Annotated in this window: 13 protein-coding genes; all 13 read left to right on the forward strand. The window is 51.9% G+C overall.

Annotation, left to right across the window (positions count from 1 at the left end; translation table 11 throughout):
• Positions 1-1,565: 1,565 nt before the first annotated feature.
• The 13 genes from AC0YNX_RS00005 (at position 1,566) to AC0YNX_RS00065 (ending at position 21,353) form a co-directional block, all read left to right on the forward strand.
• Positions 1,566-2,564 (forward strand): LacI family DNA-binding transcriptional regulator, encoded by a 999-nt coding sequence (locus AC0YNX_RS00005; RefSeq protein WP_475813608.1) that lies wholly within the window; start codon positions 1,566-1,568, stop codon positions 2,562-2,564.
• A gap of 183 nt (positions 2,565-2,747) precedes the next feature.
• Entirely contained in the window at positions 2,748-4,199 is a 1,452-nt protein-coding gene (locus AC0YNX_RS00010) for an extracellular solute-binding protein (protein WP_475813609.1), read from the forward strand.
• 66 nt (positions 4,200-4,265) lie between these two features.
• Positions 4,266-7,409, forward strand: coding sequence for an extracellular solute-binding protein (locus AC0YNX_RS00015; RefSeq protein WP_475813610.1), 3,144 nt, complete (start codon positions 4,266-4,268; stop codon positions 7,407-7,409).
• On the forward strand, positions 7,406-8,311 hold the full coding sequence (locus AC0YNX_RS00020) for a carbohydrate ABC transporter permease (RefSeq protein WP_475813611.1): 906 nt from the start codon (positions 7,406-7,408) through the stop codon (positions 8,309-8,311). Before AC0YNX_RS00015 ends, AC0YNX_RS00020 begins: the two co-directional genes overlap by 4 nt.
• Before the next feature lie 43 nt (positions 8,312-8,354).
• On the forward strand, positions 8,355-9,236 hold the full coding sequence (locus AC0YNX_RS00025) for a carbohydrate ABC transporter permease (protein ID WP_475813612.1): 882 nt from the start codon (positions 8,355-8,357) through the stop codon (positions 9,234-9,236).
• A gap of 11 nt (positions 9,237-9,247) precedes the next feature.
• On the forward strand, positions 9,248-11,308 hold the full coding sequence (locus tag AC0YNX_RS00030) for a YIP1 family protein (protein WP_475813613.1): 2,061 nt from the start codon (positions 9,248-9,250) through the stop codon (positions 11,306-11,308).
• On the forward strand, positions 11,298-13,607 hold the full coding sequence (locus AC0YNX_RS00035) for a DUF5696 domain-containing protein (RefSeq protein ID WP_475813614.1): 2,310 nt from the start codon (positions 11,298-11,300) through the stop codon (positions 13,605-13,607). The genes AC0YNX_RS00030 and AC0YNX_RS00035 overlap by 11 nt, the downstream gene beginning before the upstream one ends.
• 8 nt (positions 13,608-13,615) lie before the next feature.
• On the forward strand, positions 13,616-14,491 hold the full coding sequence (locus AC0YNX_RS00040) for a carbohydrate ABC transporter permease (RefSeq protein WP_475815139.1): 876 nt from the start codon (positions 13,616-13,618) through the stop codon (positions 14,489-14,491).
• The gene (locus AC0YNX_RS00045) at positions 14,491-15,486 is read left to right on the forward strand and encodes a carbohydrate ABC transporter permease (RefSeq protein WP_475813615.1); all 996 of its coding nucleotides are present in this window, start codon (positions 14,491-14,493) and stop codon (positions 15,484-15,486) included. Before AC0YNX_RS00040 ends, AC0YNX_RS00045 begins: the two co-directional genes overlap by 1 nt.
• 163 nt (positions 15,487-15,649) lie before the next feature.
• Complete coding sequence (locus AC0YNX_RS00050) at positions 15,650-16,882, forward strand: glucoamylase family protein (protein WP_475813616.1); 1,233 nt, start codon at positions 15,650-15,652, stop codon at positions 16,880-16,882.
• Between the two features lie 27 nt (positions 16,883-16,909).
• Positions 16,910-17,686 (forward strand): sugar phosphate isomerase/epimerase family protein, encoded by a 777-nt coding sequence (locus AC0YNX_RS00055; protein WP_475813617.1) that lies wholly within the window; start codon positions 16,910-16,912, stop codon positions 17,684-17,686.
• 6 nt (positions 17,687-17,692) lie between these two features.
• Positions 17,693-18,823: a Gfo/Idh/MocA family protein gene (locus AC0YNX_RS00060; RefSeq protein ID WP_475813618.1), complete on the forward strand. Its 1,131-nt coding sequence runs from the start codon at positions 17,693-17,695 to the stop codon at positions 18,821-18,823.
• Positions 18,824-18,926: 103 nt separating this feature from the next.
• Positions 18,927-21,353, forward strand: coding sequence for a beta-galactosidase (locus tag AC0YNX_RS00065; protein ID WP_475813619.1), 2,427 nt, complete (start codon positions 18,927-18,929; stop codon positions 21,351-21,353).
• Positions 21,354-21,398 lie beyond the last annotated feature (45 nt).

A 21,398-nucleotide genomic window follows, 5' to 3' on the forward strand; every position in this document is an offset into this window, starting at 1 on the left:
CTGTTTTGCACGTAATAACGTCTCTGTGATCCGTTAGAGTTTGAAAACGTTCGTTTTCGGCCGAATAGCGCCTCTGTGATCCGTTAGAACTGGGCGACGAGGGAGGGAGGGGGCTTCAAGGTGGCTATGAGGAGAAGGTGAGAGGACACCGCACCCAACAGCGCATCCAAGAACGTACACACAACACATCGCCTGCAGCCAACACACTACGCATTCTTCTGCACACTCGTTTCAATCCGCTAACGGATCGTAGCAACCTTATTACTCCAAAAATCGCCCTCTGGGAATTCTAACGGATCCTACAAACGTTATTTGCTTCATTTACTGCCCGAAGCAGCTGTTTTGCACGTAATAACGTCTCTGTGATCCGTTAGAGTTTGAAAACGTTCGTTTTCGGCCGAATAGCGCCTCTGTGATCCGTTAGAACTGGGCGACGAGGGAGGGAGGGAGCTTCAAGGTGGCTATGAGGAGAAGGTGAGAGGACACCGCGCCCAACAGCGCATCCAAGAACGCACACACAACACATCGCACGCGGCCAACATACTACTCATTCTTCTTCACACTCGTTACATCATGCTAACGGATCGTAGAAGCCTTATTACCCCAAAAATCGCCTTCTGGGAATTCTAACGGATCCTACAAACGTTATTTGCTTCATTTACTGCCCGAAGCAGCTGTTTTGCACGTAATAACGTCTCTGTGATCCGTTAGAGTTCGGAAAAGTTCGTTTTCGGCCGAATAGCGCCTCTGTGACCCGTTAGAACTGAGCGACGAGGGAGGGAGGGAGGGGCTTCAAGGTGGCTATGAGGAGAAGGTGAGAGGACATCACAACCAATACGCGCACCCGCACACTTCTTCCATCCTGCTAACGAATCGTATACACCCTATTGGTTAGAATTTTGTCTTCTAGAAATTCTAACGAACTCCACAAACGTTATTGGTCTTATATGCTGCCGGATGAGGCCGTTTTGACCGAAATAACGTTTCTGAGATTCGTTAGATTCTGAAATCGTCAGAATTTAGTCGAATAACGATACTAGGGTTCGTTAGAGCTATATTCAACGAGAGGAGGAGGTTGCTACTGCTAGCAACCGAGGGTGCGGGTCTCCTGGCTGCCACCCTTGCGTGGCTAGAGATGCCAGCAAGAGCAGCAAGGTAATCAAACGAGTGTGAAGTCGAGTGTTAGCCATAAAGCTAGTGTAAAGCCAAACTGACCAAACAGCGGGCTGACCCTGATTTTCGCTGGCTCTATAAGGCAAATATAGCAAATCTATCGAATCGTTTCGAAATCCTCCTTTTTTATCGAAAAAATATTTCTCATTTTATTTATGAAAACAGCCTATTTTCATACGTGTAAGCCTTTTCATTTCCAAAATAGTATGCTACTATGTGTTTGTGAAACGTTTCTATTAACTAGTTTCGACATTGCTAGAATAGTCAACAATTCTGAGCTAAATGATCAGAATTGAAGCGCTAGAGAGTTATGTATGCGCTTTATATGGGGTAAATTTACATCTTAATTACTGAAACGTTTCAATTATCGGATAGAAAGTGGATGGTTCTTTATGGCTGCTACGATAAAAGATGTTGCAAAACTCGCCGGCGTTGCCGTATCGACTGTCTCATATGCGATGAATAACTCGCCGAAGATCAGCGAGGAGACGCGGCGTAAAGTGTTTCGGGCTGCGAAGGAATTGAGCTTCCGGCCAAGCGGTGCCGCCCGCAATTTGAAGAAGAGGAAGACGCAAACGATCGGATTGTTCCTGTACGATCTCGGTGGACCGTTCTACAGCCAAGTCATTGAAGGCGTACAAGAGGTCGTTGCTTCACACGGGTTCAACCTGGTTGTGTGCAGTACATATGGCGGAGAGAACAGCTCCGCGCACCGGTTTATGGTGGAGCAGTTCGTGGATGGCGCGATCATCATGGGTTCCTCGATTAGCGATGAATTAATTCTCCAAGTCGCATCGGAGTCCTTCCCGATTGTCGTGCTGGACCGGGAGCTCAAGGGCGAGTATGTGCACAACGTGCTTATCACGTATGAGCAGGGCGCTTATGACGCTGTCACGCATCTCATTAAGCTTGGCAGGCGGAATATCGAGTTTCTGAGCGGGCCGCTCACTTCTTTTGATAATTCGCTTCGCTATAACGGCTATAAGAGAGCACTTGAAGAGCATGGCTTGCCAGTGCCGAAGAAGATCAGCATGTTCGGACGATGCTTGGAAGTCGGAGGCTATCAAGCGGCGAAGGTTATGCTGGCCGGAAGTCAGCTGCCGGACGCGATATTCTCAGCGAATGATGAGATGGCGATCGGGTCGATTCGCGCGATGTCCGAGATTGGCCTCCGTGTGCCGGAAGACATTGCAGTCGTCGGCTTCGACAATATTAACATCGGGCCTTACGTCAACCCGCCGCTTACCACGATTGGGCACTCCAAATACGAAGTCGGCGCTATAGCGACGCAATTAATGTTCAGCGCGCAGCGCGAAGGCAACTCGATTCTGCTGCCAACGCAGCTTATCGTCCGCGATTCTTGCGGGTATAAAGAAAGCCTCAATGATTAACGATTAGCGAAGCGATTCTAGCAACTTATGCAAGCGATTCTAGCAACTTATGCAGCCATACTCTATGAAGGGAGGCGTTGCTCGAGAGAAGTATTTTCGCAGGGAAGCAAGGTAGTCGATTGTTGATGATTCAAGTTCAAGTGTGCGAAATAATTTCAGACTATGATCTGGGGGAGAACTAAGATGAAAAAGTCACTTTTAATGGTCTTGGCTTTATCGTTTACACTCGCGGGTTGCGGTGGTGGCAACTCGAATTCAAACACAACAAATACAAGTACGGATAATGCTTCGACAAATTCAACAGCAACGAATGCAAATGCAAGCACGAACACAAGCACGGATGCAACAACGAACGCGAATACAAGCAACGATGCTGCAACTAATCAGCCTGCGGCAACGGATGAAGTGGTAACGATCAAGTACGCAACATGGGGCGATAAAGCGGATAACGGCGCAGAGATGAAACGGATCAAAGCGTTTGAAGCGACACACCCGAATATTAAAGTTGAAATTGATAAAGCAATGGATTGGCCATGGGATGAGAAGTTGGCGGCAGCAGCTGCAGCGGACAAGCTTCCTGACGTAACTTGGCTGTTCAATGTACCGCTTGCAGTAGGCAGCGGCTGGCTTGAAGATTTGACACCTTACTTGGAACAAGATCCTGATTTCAGCCCGGACAAGATTTACGGCAGTCTGGCAGACACAGGCAAATATAACGGCAAGCAATACGCCCTGCCACATGGTCTCTACTCATGGGCGATCTACATCAACAAAGATTTGCTGGCAAAAGCGAATATTCCCGAGCCGAAAGCAGATTGGAAACTGTCCGACCTGGAAGACATCTCGAAGAAGCTGACGAACTACAATGAGCATCAATTCGGAATCGACGGCGCTGCGAGCATGGGCGATGTGCTCATTCCAAACTTTAATCCTGCACTCGGCGCATCGACCTGGGATAGCAAGCAATACAACTACACAGATCCGGCTTGGGCGGAAGCGACGAACTGGGCGAACAACTTCGGCTACAAAGACAAATCTTCACTTCAAAGCTACAAGAAAGAAGAAAGAGACAAGTGGTACGGCAAGGATATCAGCGGCTTCAACATCGGTAAAGTCGGCATGGTATTCGACGCTACTTGGAGCCTGACTTGGTACAAGCAGAACTTGAAATTTAACTGGGATATCCTTCCTGTGCCAGGCGTTAACGGTCAAAAAGCTGGCCTTGTTACGGACTATGCAGGTGTAACGAAGAGCTCGAAGCATAAGAAGGAAGCTGTTGAGTTCCTCAAATGGATGACGTATTCCAAAGACGGCTGGCTCGCTCGTATTAAAGACGAATCGCCACTGGCAACAATGCCGCTTGTTAACGATCCGGACGTATGGAATGCATGGCTCAACCAAGACTTCGTAACGCCAGGCATCAAAGAAATCGTGAAATCGATTCCGAATGGCGTACTGGAAACGTTCAAGTATCAACCGGGCTTTGCTGACTTCACTTCCAAAGTAAAAGACAAGTACAACGAGAAGTTCCAGAAGGGTGAAGCAAGACCGGAAGACGTAGCTGCGGAACTCCAAGAGAAATCGATGGAGTACTACAACAACGCAATGAAGAAGATCGACGAAGCTACAAAATAAAGAACGTAATCACAATTTTTCCTCCTCTGCGAAGAGGAGGAAAAATTGTTCTACTGGGGTGAAATCATGAAATTCAAACCATTGTTGGCCATACTGATGCTTCTCTCTCTCGTGACAGCCGCTATTACGCCGGTATCATTCGAGGGTCGTTCGGTTACAGCGGCTGCCGAGGGAACAGCGCCTGATAATAAGAAGAACGATAATGACGACGTACTTGGCAACTTGTTCGGAGGCGATGGAGGCACGAGCGGCAATATTTCGTCTGGTGGAGACACAGAGAAAGATAACGCGAATGCTGATGCTGACGACGAGGAAGAAGATACTCCGGTTAAGAAGGTAACGGAAGATTCTTACCGTGACGTCTTGAAGGCTTGGAATGACAAAGGTATCAAAGACGCTCAGTCCAGCGATATCGTCATTCACCCGAATCAATTCGCCGCAGTAGGCGGTAAAGCGGAACTGGCAACGGATTCGAAAGGCTATGACGAGCCAGCATTCGTATGGAACGATGACCTGCAAGCGATTGATCTGAAGATCAACGTGCCGCAAGACGCTTTGTACCAAATCAAGTTCGATTATTATTCGACGTCGGATAAGATCATTTCGATCGAACGCGCAATAGAAGTAAACGGCATTTATCCTTTTTTTGAAGCAAGACGATTCGTGCTCTCGAAGCTATGGGCTGACGAGAACGACAAGTTCGATCAAGATGCCCTGGGCAATGACTTGCCTGCAAGCCAGAAGCAGATCAGGCAGTGGCAGACGGCCCCGATTACGGATGCAAGTAATTTCAACGCGGAACCGCTGCGGTTCCATCTGAAGCAAGGAATGAACACGATTAGAATCAATAATCTGCGGGAAGCTGCCCTTATCGGCCGCATCGTCATCACCGCGCCTGAAGTTCTGCCGAAGTATGAGCAGTACAAACAGGAGCACAACTTGCCGAAGGTGGGCAAGACGCTGATTACGGTGGAAGCTGAGCATCCAGAGACGAAGTCTCAGCCATCTATTCGCTCGATTGCTAGCGGCGATGCGACGGTTGTACCTCATCGGAACGGGAAAGTAACCCTGAATACCCTCGGCGGCGAGACAGTTGCAACGAGCGGTAACCCGGATGAGAATGAGCAAGCATGGCAAGTGGGCGGTCAACGCGCGACATGGAAAGTGAAAGTCGATAAAGCAGGATCCTACCAATTGGCATTTAAGTATTTGCAAACAGGGAAGACGAGCATGCCTGTTTATCGGTCTTTGATGATAGATGGTAAAGTGCCATTCCAGGAAGTAAACGAATACGCGTTCCAATATACGGAAGACTGGCGCAACGAGGTGCTGTCGGACAAGTCAGGCAAGCCGTACCAGTTCGAGCTTACAGAGGGCGAGCACGAGATTTCGCTCACTGCTGACGCTGCTCCATATGGACCGGTCGTCGAAGAGATTCGCAAGGTAATGTGGGATATCAATACGCTCGCGCTGGAAATCAAGATGGCGACGGGCAACACGATGGACACGAACCGTGACTGGGATATTTCGAAGCAAATGCCAGATGTGGCGACTAGGTTGCAGAGCTTCGCGGCTACGCTGCGCAAGCAATACGATGCGTTGAAGGTTCTCGCGGGCGGCAACCCGGACCAAGCGAGCAATTTGCTCGTTGCTGCGGAAACATTAGAGCGGCTGGCCAAAGACCCAGACAAGATTCCATACCAATTCAACCGACTGTCGGAAGGCTCCGGATCCGTTCTGCAGACGCTCGGCGTCATCAATACGAAGCTGCCGGATCAGCCGCTTCAGCTAGACCGCTTCTATATTTACGAAGACAGCAAGCTGCCAAACGAGAAAGTCGGTTTCTTCAAATCGTTGTGGAATAGCATCTCTGCGTTCTTCAAATCGTTCACGACCGATTATTCGCAAGTGTCGGCTGATGACAAAGGTTCGTTGCAGATCTGGGTGAACCGTTCGCGGCAAAATGTCATGCAGATGCAGCAGCTCGTCAACCAAGAGTTTACGAAGAAGACGGGCATCAAAGTAACCTTGTCGATTATGCCTGATGAAGGCAAGCTCGTTCTGGCAAGTGCTGCTGGCAATGCGCCTGATGCCGCGCTTGGCGTCAGCAACTATATCCCGTTCCGTCTTGCGGCGCGTGGAGCGCTGGCAGACATGAATCAATTCCAAGGCTTCGACGAAGTGAAGAATCGGTTCTCCCAAGGCGCACTCGTGCCGGTGACATTCAACAAGAAGTTGTATGCGTTGCCGGAAACACAGAGCTTCTGGGTGCTGTTCTATCGCAAAGATATTCTCGATGCGCTGAACATCCCGGTTCCCGATACGATGGATGAGGTCAAACAGATATTGCCGGAGCTGCAGCGCTACGGGATGAACTTCTATCTCCCGCTATCGCAAACTGGTGGCTTTAAGCCATACAACAATACGGTTCCGTTCATTTATCAACACGGCGGCACGCTCTATACGGACGATGGCCTCAAGACGGCAATCGACCAGGATGCAGCGCTTGATGGCCTGAAGGAAATGACCGACATGTTTACGGTCTACAGCGTTCCGCTGCAGGTTCCGAGCTTCTATAACCAGTTCCGCGACGGCAGCTTGCCGATCGGTATCGCGGATGCAACGACTTATATCCAATTGACTGCCGCTGCGCCGGAAATCGCCGGCTGGTGGAAGATCGCGCCTTATCCGGGCGTGAAGGGCAAGGATGGCGTCGTGAACCGGACAGCTCCGGGAACAGGTGCTACCGCAATTATGTTCAACAGCAGCAAGAAGAAAGATCAAACTTGGCAGTTCTTGCAATGGTGGACGTCGGAACAGACGCAGGTTCGCTTCGGTAACGATCTCGAGGCGATTTACGGACCGACGTACAAGTGGAATACAGCCAATGTTGAAGCATTCAGCCAGCTATCCTGGCCGAAGGAAGATATTGAAGTCATTCAAGAGCAGTGGAAATGGCTCTATGATATTCCGCGTTACTTCGGCGATTACATGGTCGAGCGGGAGATCAGCGATGCGTGGAATAAAGTCGTCTTCGACGGCTACAATGCGCGGCGGGCGATGGAAGACGCCGTCATTAACGGCAACCGCGAGATTAAGAAGCAGCTGACCGACTTCGGCTATCTGAAGAATGGGAAGTTTGTGAAGTCGCTGCAGGTGCCGATCATGCCGAACATGGAAGAATTGGCCAAAGAAGGTGAGCAGAAATGAAGCCGGCTACGGTAAAAGCGATCAAAAATGAGCTAAGCGCATATGCGTTTATCAGCCCTTTCCTTATTATCTTTACACTGCTTGTCGTCGTGCCGGTTGTATCGGCGATTTACTTGTCCTTTACCGATTTCAACTCGATTCAGACGCCGAAGTTTATCGGGTTAACCAACTTCGTCAATCTCATCACGCAAGATAACGCGTTTATGATGTACGTGCTCCCGAATACGCTGAAATTCGCGCTGCTTGTCGGCCCGGGAGGATACTTGCTATCCTTCTGGCTCGCGTGGCTGCTGGCGCAAATTCCGCGCAAATCGCGTACGGTAATCGCGCTGGCGATCTACTCGCCGTCGCTCACGGCGGCGGTAGCGATGGCGGTTGTGTGGCTTGTTATTTTCAGCGGTAACGCATCGGGCTATTTGAATCATTTTCTCATGAGCCTTGCAATCATTAATGAGCCGATTCAGTGGACGCAATCGCCGCATTATCTCATGCCGATCATGGTCATCGTATCGCTCTGGAACAGTATGGGCGTTGGCTTCCTCGCTATGCTCGCCGGCATTCTGAACATCAACGGCGAGATGTACGAAGCTGGCTATATCGACGGTATTCGCACACGTCTGCAAGAGGTGTGGTATATCACCATTCCGAGCATGAAGCCGCAAATGCTATTCGGCGCTGTTATGGCTGTCGTTGGTACCTTCCAAGCTGGCGCGATCGGCGTACAGCTGTCGGGGGCGAACCCAACACCGCAAAATGCCGGTCAGCTGATGATCAATCACATCGAGGATTACGGCTTCCTGCGTTACGATATGGGATACGCTTCGGCGGTTTCCGTCGTTCTGCTCATTATTGTTTACGGGTTTTCCAAGCTGTGCTGGCGATTGTTCGGCGATTCCGACTAGGCCGGCAGCGGATCAGATGAATGGGAGAAGGTGACCTGCACGAATGGCTTCATTTCATGGCAATAAAATCAATCCGGATCGGTTCAGCTTCGGACAATGGAAGTTTTTCGCATTCTTAATCACGCTCTCGGTATTTATGATTCTGCCGATTATATTTATTTTCTCACAAGCGCTCAAGCCGGTGGACGAGCTGTTCTTGTATCCGCCGAAGCTGTTTGTTCATCACCCGACCTGGGGGAACTTTGCTCAGCTGTTCAGCGTCAGCAACGTGGCGGCTGTGCCGAAGACGAAGTACCTGTTCAACAGCATCATTGTGACAGGTGCGGTTGTCTTCCTGTCGATCGTGCTCTGTTCCATGACAGGCTTTGCGCTCTCGAAGAAAGAGTTCAAGCTCAAGAAAGTTGTGTTCGAAGTCAACATTATTGCGCTCATGTTCGTACCGGCGGCGGTTACGATTCCGCGGTACTTGATTATCGAGAAGCTCGGACTGACTGACAACTTCCTCGGGCACATTCTGCCGATGCTGTCGCTGCCGGTTGGCGTATTCCTCGTCAAGCAGTTCGTCGACCAGATCCCGAATGCGCTCATCGAGGCAGCGCGATTAGACGGTGCGAACGATTACTACGTATTCCGCAAGCTTGTCATTCCGATGATTATGCCTGCGCTCGCGACGGTATCCATTCTGGCCTTCCAGCTGGCATGGAACAACTCGGAAACGTCGACCTTGTTCATGAGCAAGGAGACGCTGAAGACGTTCGCGTTCTACATGAGTACGTTAACGACGACGACCGCGATGGAGAATAACATTGCCGGTCAAGGGATGGCTGCTGCGGCGGCGCTCCTGATGTTTATACCGAACTTGCTCATCTTCATCTTCATGCAAAGCAAAGTGATGGATACGATGGCGCATTCCGGATTGAAGTGAGGGGGAGAACGATGTTTAGATTCAAGCGAATCATCATACTTCTCGCCGCGATTGCGCTGCTTCTTAGCTGTTCAACTGCTTATGCGGACGTTCCGTACAACACGTTCACAATTGATGGCGACAAAGGCATCATGATGCAGAACGCCTACACGCCTGTAGGCGCAATCGATGGATACAGCATCTTTGGCGAGAATGAAGCGGCAAGCAAAGGGAAGGTCGAGCTTAGAAATCCGCAAGACATCTATGTAGATAACGAAGACAACGTCTATATCGCGGATACAGATAATGGACGTATTGTGATGCTGGATTCCTGGGGGAATTTCATCCGTATCATCGGCGATGGTCAGCTGAAGCAGCCGAAGGGCGTATTCGTCACGGAATCGCATGACATCTACGTCGCGGACTATGGCAAGCAAAGCGTTGTTGTCTTCGATAAAGACGGCAAATTGAAATCTACGATCGGCAAGCCGAAATCGAAGCTATACGGCAAGGATACGCCGTTCAAGCCGCAGAAGGTCATTGTCGATAAACGCGGCAGCATCTACATTATCGGCGAAGGTCTCGTTCAAGGTCTTGTCCGGCTAAGTCCGGAAGGCAAGTTCCTTGGCTACTTCGGCGGTAACCGCGCGGGCTTCAACCTGCTCAAGACCTTGCAGCGTATCTTCTATACGAAGCAGCAGTTGAGCAAGATGACGCGCGAGATGCCGATCTCGCCGACGAACATTGCCGTTGATACGGAAGGACTTATCTATACAAGCACGACCGGCATTAACGGCGGCGCGATCAAGAAGCTGAACGTAGCCGGCAAGGACTTGCTTGGCGGGACATGGTCGTTCAATCAAATAGCGGACGTTACGGTCGATGGCATGGGTAATATTTTTGCAGTGGATAACGTGTTAGGCCGCATCCTGGAGTACAATCGGGACGGCAATCTGATGTTCATCTTCAGCGGCAGCGATACGGGCGAACAACGACTCGGTCTGCTGCGTGCGCCAACAGGCATCGCGGTCACATCCGACGGCAGACTGCTCGTATTGAGCGGTGAGCGCGGCAACGTGCAGGTGTTTAAACAAACGGCTTTCACGGCGCTGGTGCATCAAGCCCTCGGACTATATCTGGACGGCAAATACGTGCAGAGCCGCGAGCCGTGGAATGAAGTGCTGCGTCAGAACAGCTTGTTCTCGCTCGCGCATACCGGTATTGGTCTTGCTTATTTCAAGGAAGGCAATTACAAGGAAGCTTTCGCTGAGTTCGAGTTCTCCAAGAACAAAGCGGAATATTCCAATGCGTATTGGGAGCTGCGCCGCATCTGGATTATGAATCATGCGGTCGATGTCGCTCTGGTATTCGCTGGCGTCATCGTGCTGTACGCCGCAGTGCGCTTCTCCAATCGCCGATTCAGCTTCGGCGCGCCGGTCGTTCGCGGCTGGACAGCTGTGAAAGGGCAGAGCTTCGCTGCTCAGCTGCTTCATCCATTCCGTATGCTGCGTCATCCAATTGACGGCTATTACGAGCTGGAGCATAACGGCAAAGCTTCGGTCGCATCTGCAACCTTGCTGCTTGTCCTGATGTACGCTGTACGCTTGTTCAGCTTATACACGACAAACTTCCTGTTTGCCTCGATGGAGCCGCTGCAGATCAATCTCGTCACAGAGCTGATGAAGTTAATAATTCCGCTGTTCGCATGGGTCATCTCCAACTACCTCGTCAGCGTCATCAATGACGGAGAGGGCAGCTTCAAGAACATTTATAAAGGGACGGTCTACGCTCTGTCCCCGTACATCATCTTCGCGATCCCGCTGGCGATTCTGTCACGAGGGCTTACGCTGATGGAAGGCGTTATCTATAACTATTCGTATGATTTCGTCATTATATGGAGCGCAATTCTCATCTTCATTATGGTGAAAGAGATCCATGGCTACGAAATTAAAGAAACCGTTCGGAACATCGTTCTCACACTGATCGGAATGCTCATTATGGCGTTCGTTGCGTTCATTCTGTTCGGCTTGTCGAACCAGGTATGGGAATTTGTTTACTCGTTATTCCAAGAGGTGAATTTGCGTGTCCACTAACAAGAAACGTATTGTATGGGTCGCAGCTAGTGCAGTGGCGGCGTTCGGGTTATATCAATTCGCGTATGGAGCGACAGTTGAGCCGCAGGCTACTCTTGGTCAGAGCAAAATCGTTCTCAATAAGAAGGAAGGCGTATTCCCTTATCGTTCGAACAATTACACGATGCCGGAGCAGGCGACTGCCGCAATTGCGAGCCGCACAATCTCGGCTGACTATAAGAAGATCGGCGAGTCGGATGGGCTGGAGCTCTACATGGCTAGCAAGTCGCTTGCGATTATGGTGAAGAACAAAGCGACCGGGTATGTCTGGTCGTCCATGCCGGCGGATGCCGATTTGGCGAATGCCAATTTGAATGATGAGTGGCAAACGGCGATCAAGTCGCCGCTGCTGCTCGAGTATTATACGGCGGATGAAATGCTGAGCAACGGCAGCTACCTGTCTCTCGGCGGCAAAGTCGACAAGGTCGAGCCGATTGAGCAAGGAATGCGCGTCGATATTTCGTTCGGCGCCATTAACGCAGGCTTGTCGCTTGAGGTGAAGCTGGATAACAATTCGCTCGTCGTCAAGATTCCACAGAGCTCGATGTGGGAGAAGGGAGCAGAGAAGCTGGCTTCTGTCCAGCCGTATCCGTTCATTGGCGCCGTGCATAAGGCGGACATTCCGGGCTACATCTTCATCCCGGACCGGAGCGGAGCACTGATCCGCTTCTCCAAAGCGCATATCCAGTTTGACGAGCCCTATGTAGCGAAGATCTATGGCACGGACTATTCGTCCGACAGCATGGATTCGGCAACAGGCCGATCATCGGTTCCAGTGTTTGGCGTCGTGCATGGCACGAAGCAGAATGGCGTGCTCGGCATTGTCGAGGACGGCCGGTACAATGCGAAGATCGTCGCGTACCCTAGCGGTTTAAGCACCGATTTCTACTGGGTGTCGCCGAAGTTCGAGATCCGTTACGGCTACTTCCAGCCGACGAGCAAATCGATGGGCGGCTACAATACCTTCCAGAAGGATCCGCTGAAGACGGATCGTCAAGTTCGGTACGAGTTCCTCGGCGGCCAAGATGCGGATTATATCGGAATGGCGAAGACGTACCGCAGCTATCTGCAGGACCGAGGCGAGCTGTCGAAGGAGATTAAAGCGAAGAGCAAAGAGGACATCCCTCTGCAGCTCCGTCTGCTCGGCGGGGAAACGGAAGCGAGCACGTTCGGCGCGCAAGTTGTTCCGATGACGACCTTCAAGCAGTCGAAGACGATTGTAGATAAGCTGATGAAGGACGGCATTACGAACATGAAGACCGTTCTGGACGGCTGGAATAAAGGCGGCTGGAATGGCAAGCGACCGGCAGAATTCCCGGTAGAGTCGAGTCTAGGGGGCGCTTCTGGTCTGAAAGAGTTCCAGAAGTATCTGGCTGGCAAAGGCATTCCGCTCTATCTGACTAACAATTACTCGATCGCTTTCGAGAATTCGGATCTGCTTAATTTCCGTTCAGATGCCGTGCGCGCGCTGAACAACGAGATCAATGAATTCCCATACTTCGGCTGGGGTTCGGATAGCTTCTTCGATGATATTGTCGCGAGGAACATTAACCCTGGCAAATCGTTGGAGCTGGCGAAGAAAGATTCGGCTTCGATGAAGAAGCTTGGCGTAGATGGGATAGCGCTTGACTGGACGGGTACCGTGCTTAACTCGGATTACAACAAGAAGCATCCATTTACTCGCGAACAGACGGCGAATGTCTATCGGCAGCTTGCCGAGAACTTCAAGAAAAGCGTGAATGAGCTGGCCATTTATCAAGCGAATGATTACCTGTGGAAGTATGCAGATACCATGTTCGGTGTAGAGAACGGTTCTTCGCAGTACATGTATGAGACTGACACCGTTCCATTCGTGCAGACGGTGCTCCATGGATATATCGATTACTTTGCTAACCCGTCTAATTCATCCTCCAGCCCGCGCGAGGATACGCTGCGCATGATCGACTACGGACAATATCCGTCGTATCTGCTCACGTATGAGCCGTATTGGAAGCTGAGAGACACGCCTTCCGTAGACTTGCTCACAACGCAATATACGGATCTCGAACAGCCGCTGACCGAAATGTACAAAGCGATGAATCAAGCGCTGCGCCATGTGCAGGATGCGACGATTGAAGCTCGCGAAGTGCCGGATTACGGCATCTCGGCGGTCACGTATTCGAACGGCGTGAAGATCGTTGTGAACTATACATCGAATGATTACAGTTATAACGGAGTCAACGTCAAGGCGAAGAGCTTCGTCATCATCGGAGGTGAGTAAGCTTGAAAATGACCAAAAAGATGAGAGAAGCGCTCACTGGTTACGCGCTGGTGTCGCCTTGGATAATCGGCTTCATCTTATTCATGGCATATCCGATTTACTATTCGACTTACCTTAGCTTCCACAGGGTTACGATTAGTGCGGATGGCATTGTGACGGAGTACATCAAGGGCGATAACTACAAATACGCTTTCCTGTCCGACCCGGAGTTTGTCGAGAAGCTGCTGCTCTTCATTAAGACGGCGATCGGCATGATTCCGATCATTATCGTCTTCTCGATGCTTGTCGCGCTGCTTATTAACCAGCCGATCCGGATGAAGGGCTTGTTCCGCGCCATCTTCTTCCTGCCGGTCGTCATTACGAGCGGCGAGGTTGTCAATGAGCTGTTCAGCCAAGGCGCGACAGCGATACCGCTCGTCGAGAAGTACGGCATTATTGAGATTATTAAAGACAATTTGAGCCCGGCATGGTCGTCACCAATCATCAGCCTGATTCAACAGCTCATTCTTATTCTGTGGTTCTCCGGGGTGCAAATTCTAATCTTCCTCGCGGGTCTGCAGAAGGTTAACCGGCAAGTGTATGAGGCTGCTTCCATCGACGGCGCGTCGCCGTGGGTCAGCTTCTGGAAAGTGACGCTGCCGGCAATCAAGCCGTTCATCGCGGTCAACATGATATATACGACAGTGGATCTATTCACGAACTCGTTCAGCGATGTCATTACAATGATTAAGGACAACATGTTCAATCTGACAACAGGCTTCGGTTATGCAACAGCGCTCGCATGGATTTACTTCGGCGTCATCTTCGTCTTCCTGTTGCTCATCTTGCTGTTGTTCCGCAATAACGACGACGTTAATGTGAGACCGAGAAGGAGGCGGGCGTAATGGAACCAACAGCTAAGCTGGAAAAGGTGAAGTTTCAGCAGATGAAGCTGCAGAAGACGGCATTGTTTGCGATCTACAACCGCATTAAGCGGATTGCGTTCGGCAGACAGGGCAATGACGGACTCGTATTCAAGCTATTCGTATACGCGCTGCTCATCAGTGTCGGCTTCGTCTATTTATATCCGATACTCTATCTCGTGTCCCAGAGCTTTAAGAGCTTGAACGACTTGCTCGACCCGACAGTGCTCTGGATTCCGCAGAAGCTGTACTTCGAGAACTTCGTCCAGGCATGGCATGTTCTGAACTATATGGATACGTTCTGGAATTCGGTGCTCAACTCCGTCGTGCCTGCGATCGGACAGACGGTATCTTGCGCGATTGTCGGTTACGGCCTCGCGAAGTTCCGGTTCCCGGGCAAGTCGATCATATTCGGACTGATGATGATTACGTTCATCGTACCGGCGCAAGTCGTTATGATTCCGCTCTATCTGATGTTCAACGACTACCATATGCTCGGCTCGCCGCTGCCTTTCATCATACCGACGATCTTCGGTCAGGGCATCAAAGGGGTATTGTTCATCCTCATCTACATGCAGTTCTTCCGGACGATTCCGACATCGCTGGAGGAAGCGGCGCAGATGGATGGAGCGGGCTTTATCCGTACCTTCTTCACGGTCATTCTGCCGATCTCGACACCGGCGATCGTTGTCGTTATGCTCTTCTCGACGGTATGGCACTGGAATGAGACGTACTTGACTTCCCTGTACTTGGGAGATAGCATGACGACTCTTCCGCTGATGCTCAAAACGTTCAACGATTCGTTCTCGAAGCTGTATGGCGGAGGAGCGGCGGTTGGCGGCAAGCATCAGAACATTAACGAGTCCATTCGTATGGCGGGTACATTGCTTATCGTACTGCCGCTGTTAGTTCTCTACCTGTTCGCTCAGAAGCGATTCGTTGAGGTCGTGGACAAGACCGGTATTACCGGGGAATAAGGAAATTTGGTTGGAGAGTAAATGCGTGGATATGACCCGCAAAAGAAACTATCAAAGAATCCATGCAGCCATGCCGGTGTTTCGGAGTTGTCCTCTTGGGGGCAATTCCGGGCTCTGGCATATGCAGCAAGGGTTCTTTTTTAATATAAGGAGGCATACAACTATGACGTTAACGGATGACCAACTGCTTGACTTAGAGAGCAAGCGTTGCTTCTACTTCTTCTGGGAAGAGGCTAACACGGACAAGGATAGCCCCGGCTATGGACTCATTGTGGACAGGGCTCCGGGCGATTCGGAGATGTGCAGCGTCGCATCTGTCGGCTTCGGCTTGACTGCGATGATGATCGGCGTAGAGAGAGGCTGGGTTTCCCGCGCGGAAGGCTACGAGAGAGCGCTTGGCACACTGAACACGCTGCTTGAGCATGCGGAGCAAGTGAACGGATTCTTCTATCATTTTCTGAACATGAAGACAGCGCGTCGCCATGATAACTGTGAAGTATCCGTCATCGACACCGCCATCGCAGTGTGCGGCGCTATCGCGGCAGGCGAGTATTTTGGCTGCCATGTTAAACAGCAAGCACAGCAACTCTATGAACGGGTCAATTGGGAATGGTATCGCAACCCGGAATACAACCAGTTCTACATGGGATATGCGCCGGAGCGCGGTTTCTTCGCTCGCTGGGATTTGTATGCGGAACAGTTCATGATGTACTTCCTGGCTGCTGCTTCACCCACGCATCCGGTCGATCCGAGCATGTTCTACGATTTCGGCCGCCAGTACGGCACGTTTGGGGACAACCCTCCATTCATCTACACGTGGCTAGGCTCGCTGTTCACGTTCCAATTCTCCCATGCCTGGTTCGATCTGCGAGGGAAAGTAGACCGCGACAATGTGGACTGGTGGCACAATTCGGTCATCGCAACGAAGGCGAATCGGGATTATTGCATGGCACATTCTTCCGAGTTCGGAACCTTCGGTCCGGATGCGTGGGGGTTAACGGCCTGCGATGGTCCGGGCGGCTACAGCGGAAGATATGGCACTGCGCCATCAGGGCTGAACAGCGCTAACGACATGCATTTGCCGGACGGCACGGTTCCGCCGGCGGGCGCGGCAGGCTCGATCGTGTTCATGCCGGAGGAAGTGATGAGCGCGCTTCGCAATTATTACGAGAATTTCCCGCAGCTGTGGGGGCGGTACGGCTTCAAGGACAGCTACAATCTCGACGTGATGCCGCCGTATTTTGCCGAGGATGTTATTGGAATTGACAAGGGTATTACGCTGCTCATGATCGAGAATTACCGAAGCGGGCTCGTTTGGAACTATTTTATGAGGAACCCTGATGTCCAGCGCGGTATGGCATTATGCGAGATTCGCGAGAAAGAGCAGCAACTATAGAACGATAAAACGGGAGGCTATTGTACAATGAAATATTCCATTCCATCTTATTCGTTTCACGGTTTGCACAGCGAAGGCAAGATCGACCTCTTTGGCTATTTCGAAACGGTCAAGTACCGGTATCATCTGGATTCGGCAGATATTTGGAACATGATGTTTAAGAGCTTTGAAGACGACTACTTGCGCAAGCTGCGTGAAGCGCTGGATGAGAGGGAAATGTACGTCGCCAACCTGTGTGTGGATGCAGCCGAAGTGTGGGATGTAGACCCGGAGAAGCGCGAGCAGTTCTATCGGAACGGGCTGGACAACCTGCGTGCAGCGGCCATCCTTGGTGCGCAGACCGTTCGGATTGATATGGGCGGTCGCACGCTGGATATGCCGGACGAGCAGTTCGAATATACGGTGAAGCGTTACAAGGAATATTGCGTTATTGCCGAAGAGCATGGATTCAAGGTTGGGCCGGAGAATCATTGGGGCACATCGCGCGATCCGGAGAACATCCGCAAGCTGGTAGAAGCGGTCGATCATCCGAATTTTGGCATCCTGCTGCACTTCGAGAACTGGGATTCGGACAAGCAGAATGGCGACCGACTCTGTGCGAAGTATGCGTTCCATACGCATCTGGCGGCATGGGTCATTCCGAATTGTGAGGAGAAGATCGCGCTTCTGGAGGAAGTCGGCTACAAAGGCCATCTCGGTATCGAGCATCACTCGTCGAAGAACGAATATTCGCAAGTGGCGTGGCAATACGCGACAGCGCGCAATACGTACAATCTTATGCAAGCAAAAAAGCTGGGGGTGTAGCGGACGATGACGGCGCAAAAAATTAGAATCGGTATTATTGGCGCGGGGATAATCGGCAAGGATCATTTGGAGAAATACGAGCAAATCGAAGGCGCGGAAGTCGTAGCGCTCTGTGATACCAATGAAACGCAGCTGAAGAAGATGGCGGAGCAATTCGGCGTGCCGCATACCTATACTAATTATCGCGAGCTGCTGCAGCGTGACGATCTCGACGCCGTTGACGTCTGCGTGCATAACAATCTGCACGCGCCGATTACGATTGCCGCACTGGAAGCGGGCAAGCATGTGTACTGCGAGAAGCCGATTGCCGGCTCCTATGCAGACGGGAAGGCGATGCTCGATGCTGCGGAGCGATACGGCAAGAAGCTGCACATCCAGCTGGCCTTCATCTATCAGATTGAAACGGTGGCAGCGAAAATGCTGATCGAAGAAGGCAAGCTCGGCAAGCTGTATCACGCGCGTTCCACAGGTCACCGCAGACGCGGCCGTCCATATGTCGATGGCTATGCAACGAAGGAATTTAATCGCAAAGCTACTGCTTCGGGCGGCGCTTTGTTCGATATGGGCGTTTATCGCATCTCGCAATTGCTCTACTTGATGGATTTGCCGAAGGTGAAGACGATCACCGGCAAGACGTATCAGGAAGTAGAGATGGACGAGAAGCGCAGAGAAATCAGCGGCTTCGACGTGGAAGAGCTCGGCGTTGGCTTCGTTCGTTTCGAAGGCGGGCTGACGCTCGATATTATCGAAGCTTGGGCGATTCATTTGAACGGCTTTGAAGGAAGCAGCATCGTTGGGAATGTTGGCGGTGTACGGTTCCCGGGGCATACCAGTCAGGGCAAAGTGCCTTTTAGCTATCATACGCAAGTAGCGGACATGGATATGGATGCGACGTTCGATCTCGGCTATGCGAATTACCGCTGGCATCAATTGCGCGACAATACCGATGCGTACGATTCGTCGCAAGAGCACTGGATTGCGGCTCTTCAAGGCCGCGTCGAGCTTCTGCCAACCGCAGAGATTGCGCTGCAGACGATACTAGTAAGCGAAGGCATCTATCTCTCCGATCGGTTGGAGCGGGAAGTTACAGCAGAAGAAGTCATCGAAGCTTCCGTATCATCAGCAATCAAACTATAGATACAGCTTGAGCCAACTAGCCGGCTAATAGGTTGTCTAAAAAGGAACAGGACGGCTATTGGATTGGCTAGTTGGCTAGCGTCAGTCAGGAGAATATAAACAGATGATAGAAATTCGAGATAAGCAAATTATTATTGACGGAACGCCTACGCTCATCATGTGCGGCGAGGTTCATTATTACCGGCTGCAGCGGAGCGAGTGGCAGGATCGCATTGATAAGCTGATGGATGCGGGCTGTAACGCGGTTGCTTCCTATGTGCCATGGTTGTGCCATGAGCCACTGGAAGGACAGTTCGATCTGGACGGGCATACGCGTCCGGAGCTTGATCTTGGCGGCTTCATTGATCTATGCCGCGAGAACGGACTGTACTTCTTCGTTCGTCCGGGTCCATTCATTATGGCGGAGATGAAGAACGAAGGCATCCCGTTCTGGGTGTACGAGAAGCATCCGGAAGTGATCCCGCATGGCTGGGACGGAGCTGCGGCAACGACGCGCACGCTCGATTATTTGGCGCCGGGCTTCTTGGCAGCCTCGCGCAATTGGTATGCAGCCGTGATGGCGGTTGTGGCGCCGCGCTTGCATGGTTCGGCTGGCGGGAACATTATCGGCGTGCAGCTCGATAATGAGATCGGGATGCTCTCGTGGGTCAGCAACTGTCCTGACTTGACGGAGCATGTTGCTGCCGACTTCGCGGTATGGCTCGGCCGCAAGTATGATAGCTCTGTAATGGAGCAGCGTTATCCGTTCCAGCTGGATGATGATGAGGTGCGGCTTGGCGCATTGCGTTCTCCGCAGGAGAGCTACTCGGCCGAGCTGCTGCTTGATCTCGGCTACTACATGCGAGATCGATTCGCCCGCTATGTCGCTGAGCTTCGCGGTTACGCGGAGGAATTCGGCGTTCGCGACGTGCCATTCTTCGTGAACATTCACGGCACGGGCGGCGGCCGCGGATTCACGTATCCGATCGGCATTAGCCAGCTGTACGAATCGTATACGCAGGCGCCGGGCTATTTGTCAGGGTCTGATATCTATTTTGGCGACTTGACTGTGGGGAACTTCCAGGATCTCTATTTAATTAACGGCTTCATGGACGCCGTTCATTTGCCGGATCAGCCGCTCACTTCGCTAGAATTCGAATGCGGCGACGGCAATTATGGCAACAACTTCGGCGGACGGTACGATGTGTCGGCAGCGGATTTCAAGACCCGGATGTGCATTGCGCAGGGCAACCGGATGATCAACTACTATTTGCTCACTGGCGGCATCAACTACCGGATGGATCAGAAGCTCGGCGACGGCAATGACCGAGTCGCCTTTACGGGGGAGCGCCATGGCTTCGCAGCGCCGATCAGCCCCGAAGGCGAGCTCAATTATACGTATCCTCGCATGAAGCGCGCCATTCATACGATGATGGCGGTGAAGGAGAAGCTCGCAGCCATGAAGGAAGAGCGGGACGCTGTCTCGTTCGCGTTCATCCCGGACTACTACATGACCGAATACCGCTATCCGAAGAGCGAGCGTATGACGGACATTGTGCGGAATATCGAAGCGAATCGCAGCAGCGGCGGCTGGGAGATCATGGCCCGTTCGATGCTGCTCGCCGGCTACCGGTTCGGCTCCGTCGATATTCAGAACAAGCCGCTTCTGCCGGAGCAGACGCCGGTGCTGGCACTGCCATGCGCTCGTTACCTGAGCGCAGACATTCAGCGGAAGCTTGCCGACTATGTGACGGCAGGCGGCGGTTTGCTCTTGTACGGCGAGGTGCCTCAGTATGACATGGAAGGCAAGCCGTGTACGATCTTGAGCGACGCGCTCGGCATTCGCGTGTTCGGGTCAGTAGTGAACGGCCCGCATTCGTGGCCGTCCATCATGGCATGCGGCTGGGCAGCGGGTCGCGCTGAAGTGCATACGCATTTTGCACAGCAGCTGGAGCCGGGAACGCATGAGGTGATCATGCGTTTGTATGATTCCGGCGTGGTTTGCGGCGTAGACGCTCAAGTAGGCAAGGGGCGCGCAATCGTTGTTGCAGCTGCGTATAACAGCTGTGATGTGCAGCTGTTCCGGACTGCGCTTGAGCGATTGGGTGCGGAAGCCGGTCTGACGCATGATCATAAGGATATGGGCTTGTTTACGACATCTACCGTGAACGCTGATGGCGAGCGATTCCTGCATGTGCTGAACCTGGACGGCTTCGACAAGGAGTTTCACTTGTTCGAGCAAGGGGAGAAGCTGCTAGGCGGACAACGGCTGCATATCGCTAGCAAGGACGGCGTCATGCTTCCGCTTCATGTGAGCTACGGCGATGTGCAGATTGCGTACGCCACCGCGGAGATTGCGGAAGTGATGGAGGATGCGATCCGCTTCCGGCTCACGCAGCCGCAGGACGTTATTGCATTCGTGACAGAGCGGGAAATCGCGGCGAGCGACGATTATTCGGTGGAGGAGCAAGGCGGTGTGAAGCTCGTCCGATCGGGTAAGCATGCGAAGGTAGACGACTCTCTGGTCGTCCGATTCGCGGCGGTGAAATAAGAAGGGTAGAAACCGGCCTATGCGGCCGGTTTCTTTGTGTTCTAT

The sequence above is a fragment of the Paenibacillus sp. J31R98 genome (genome assembly GCF_056269245.1).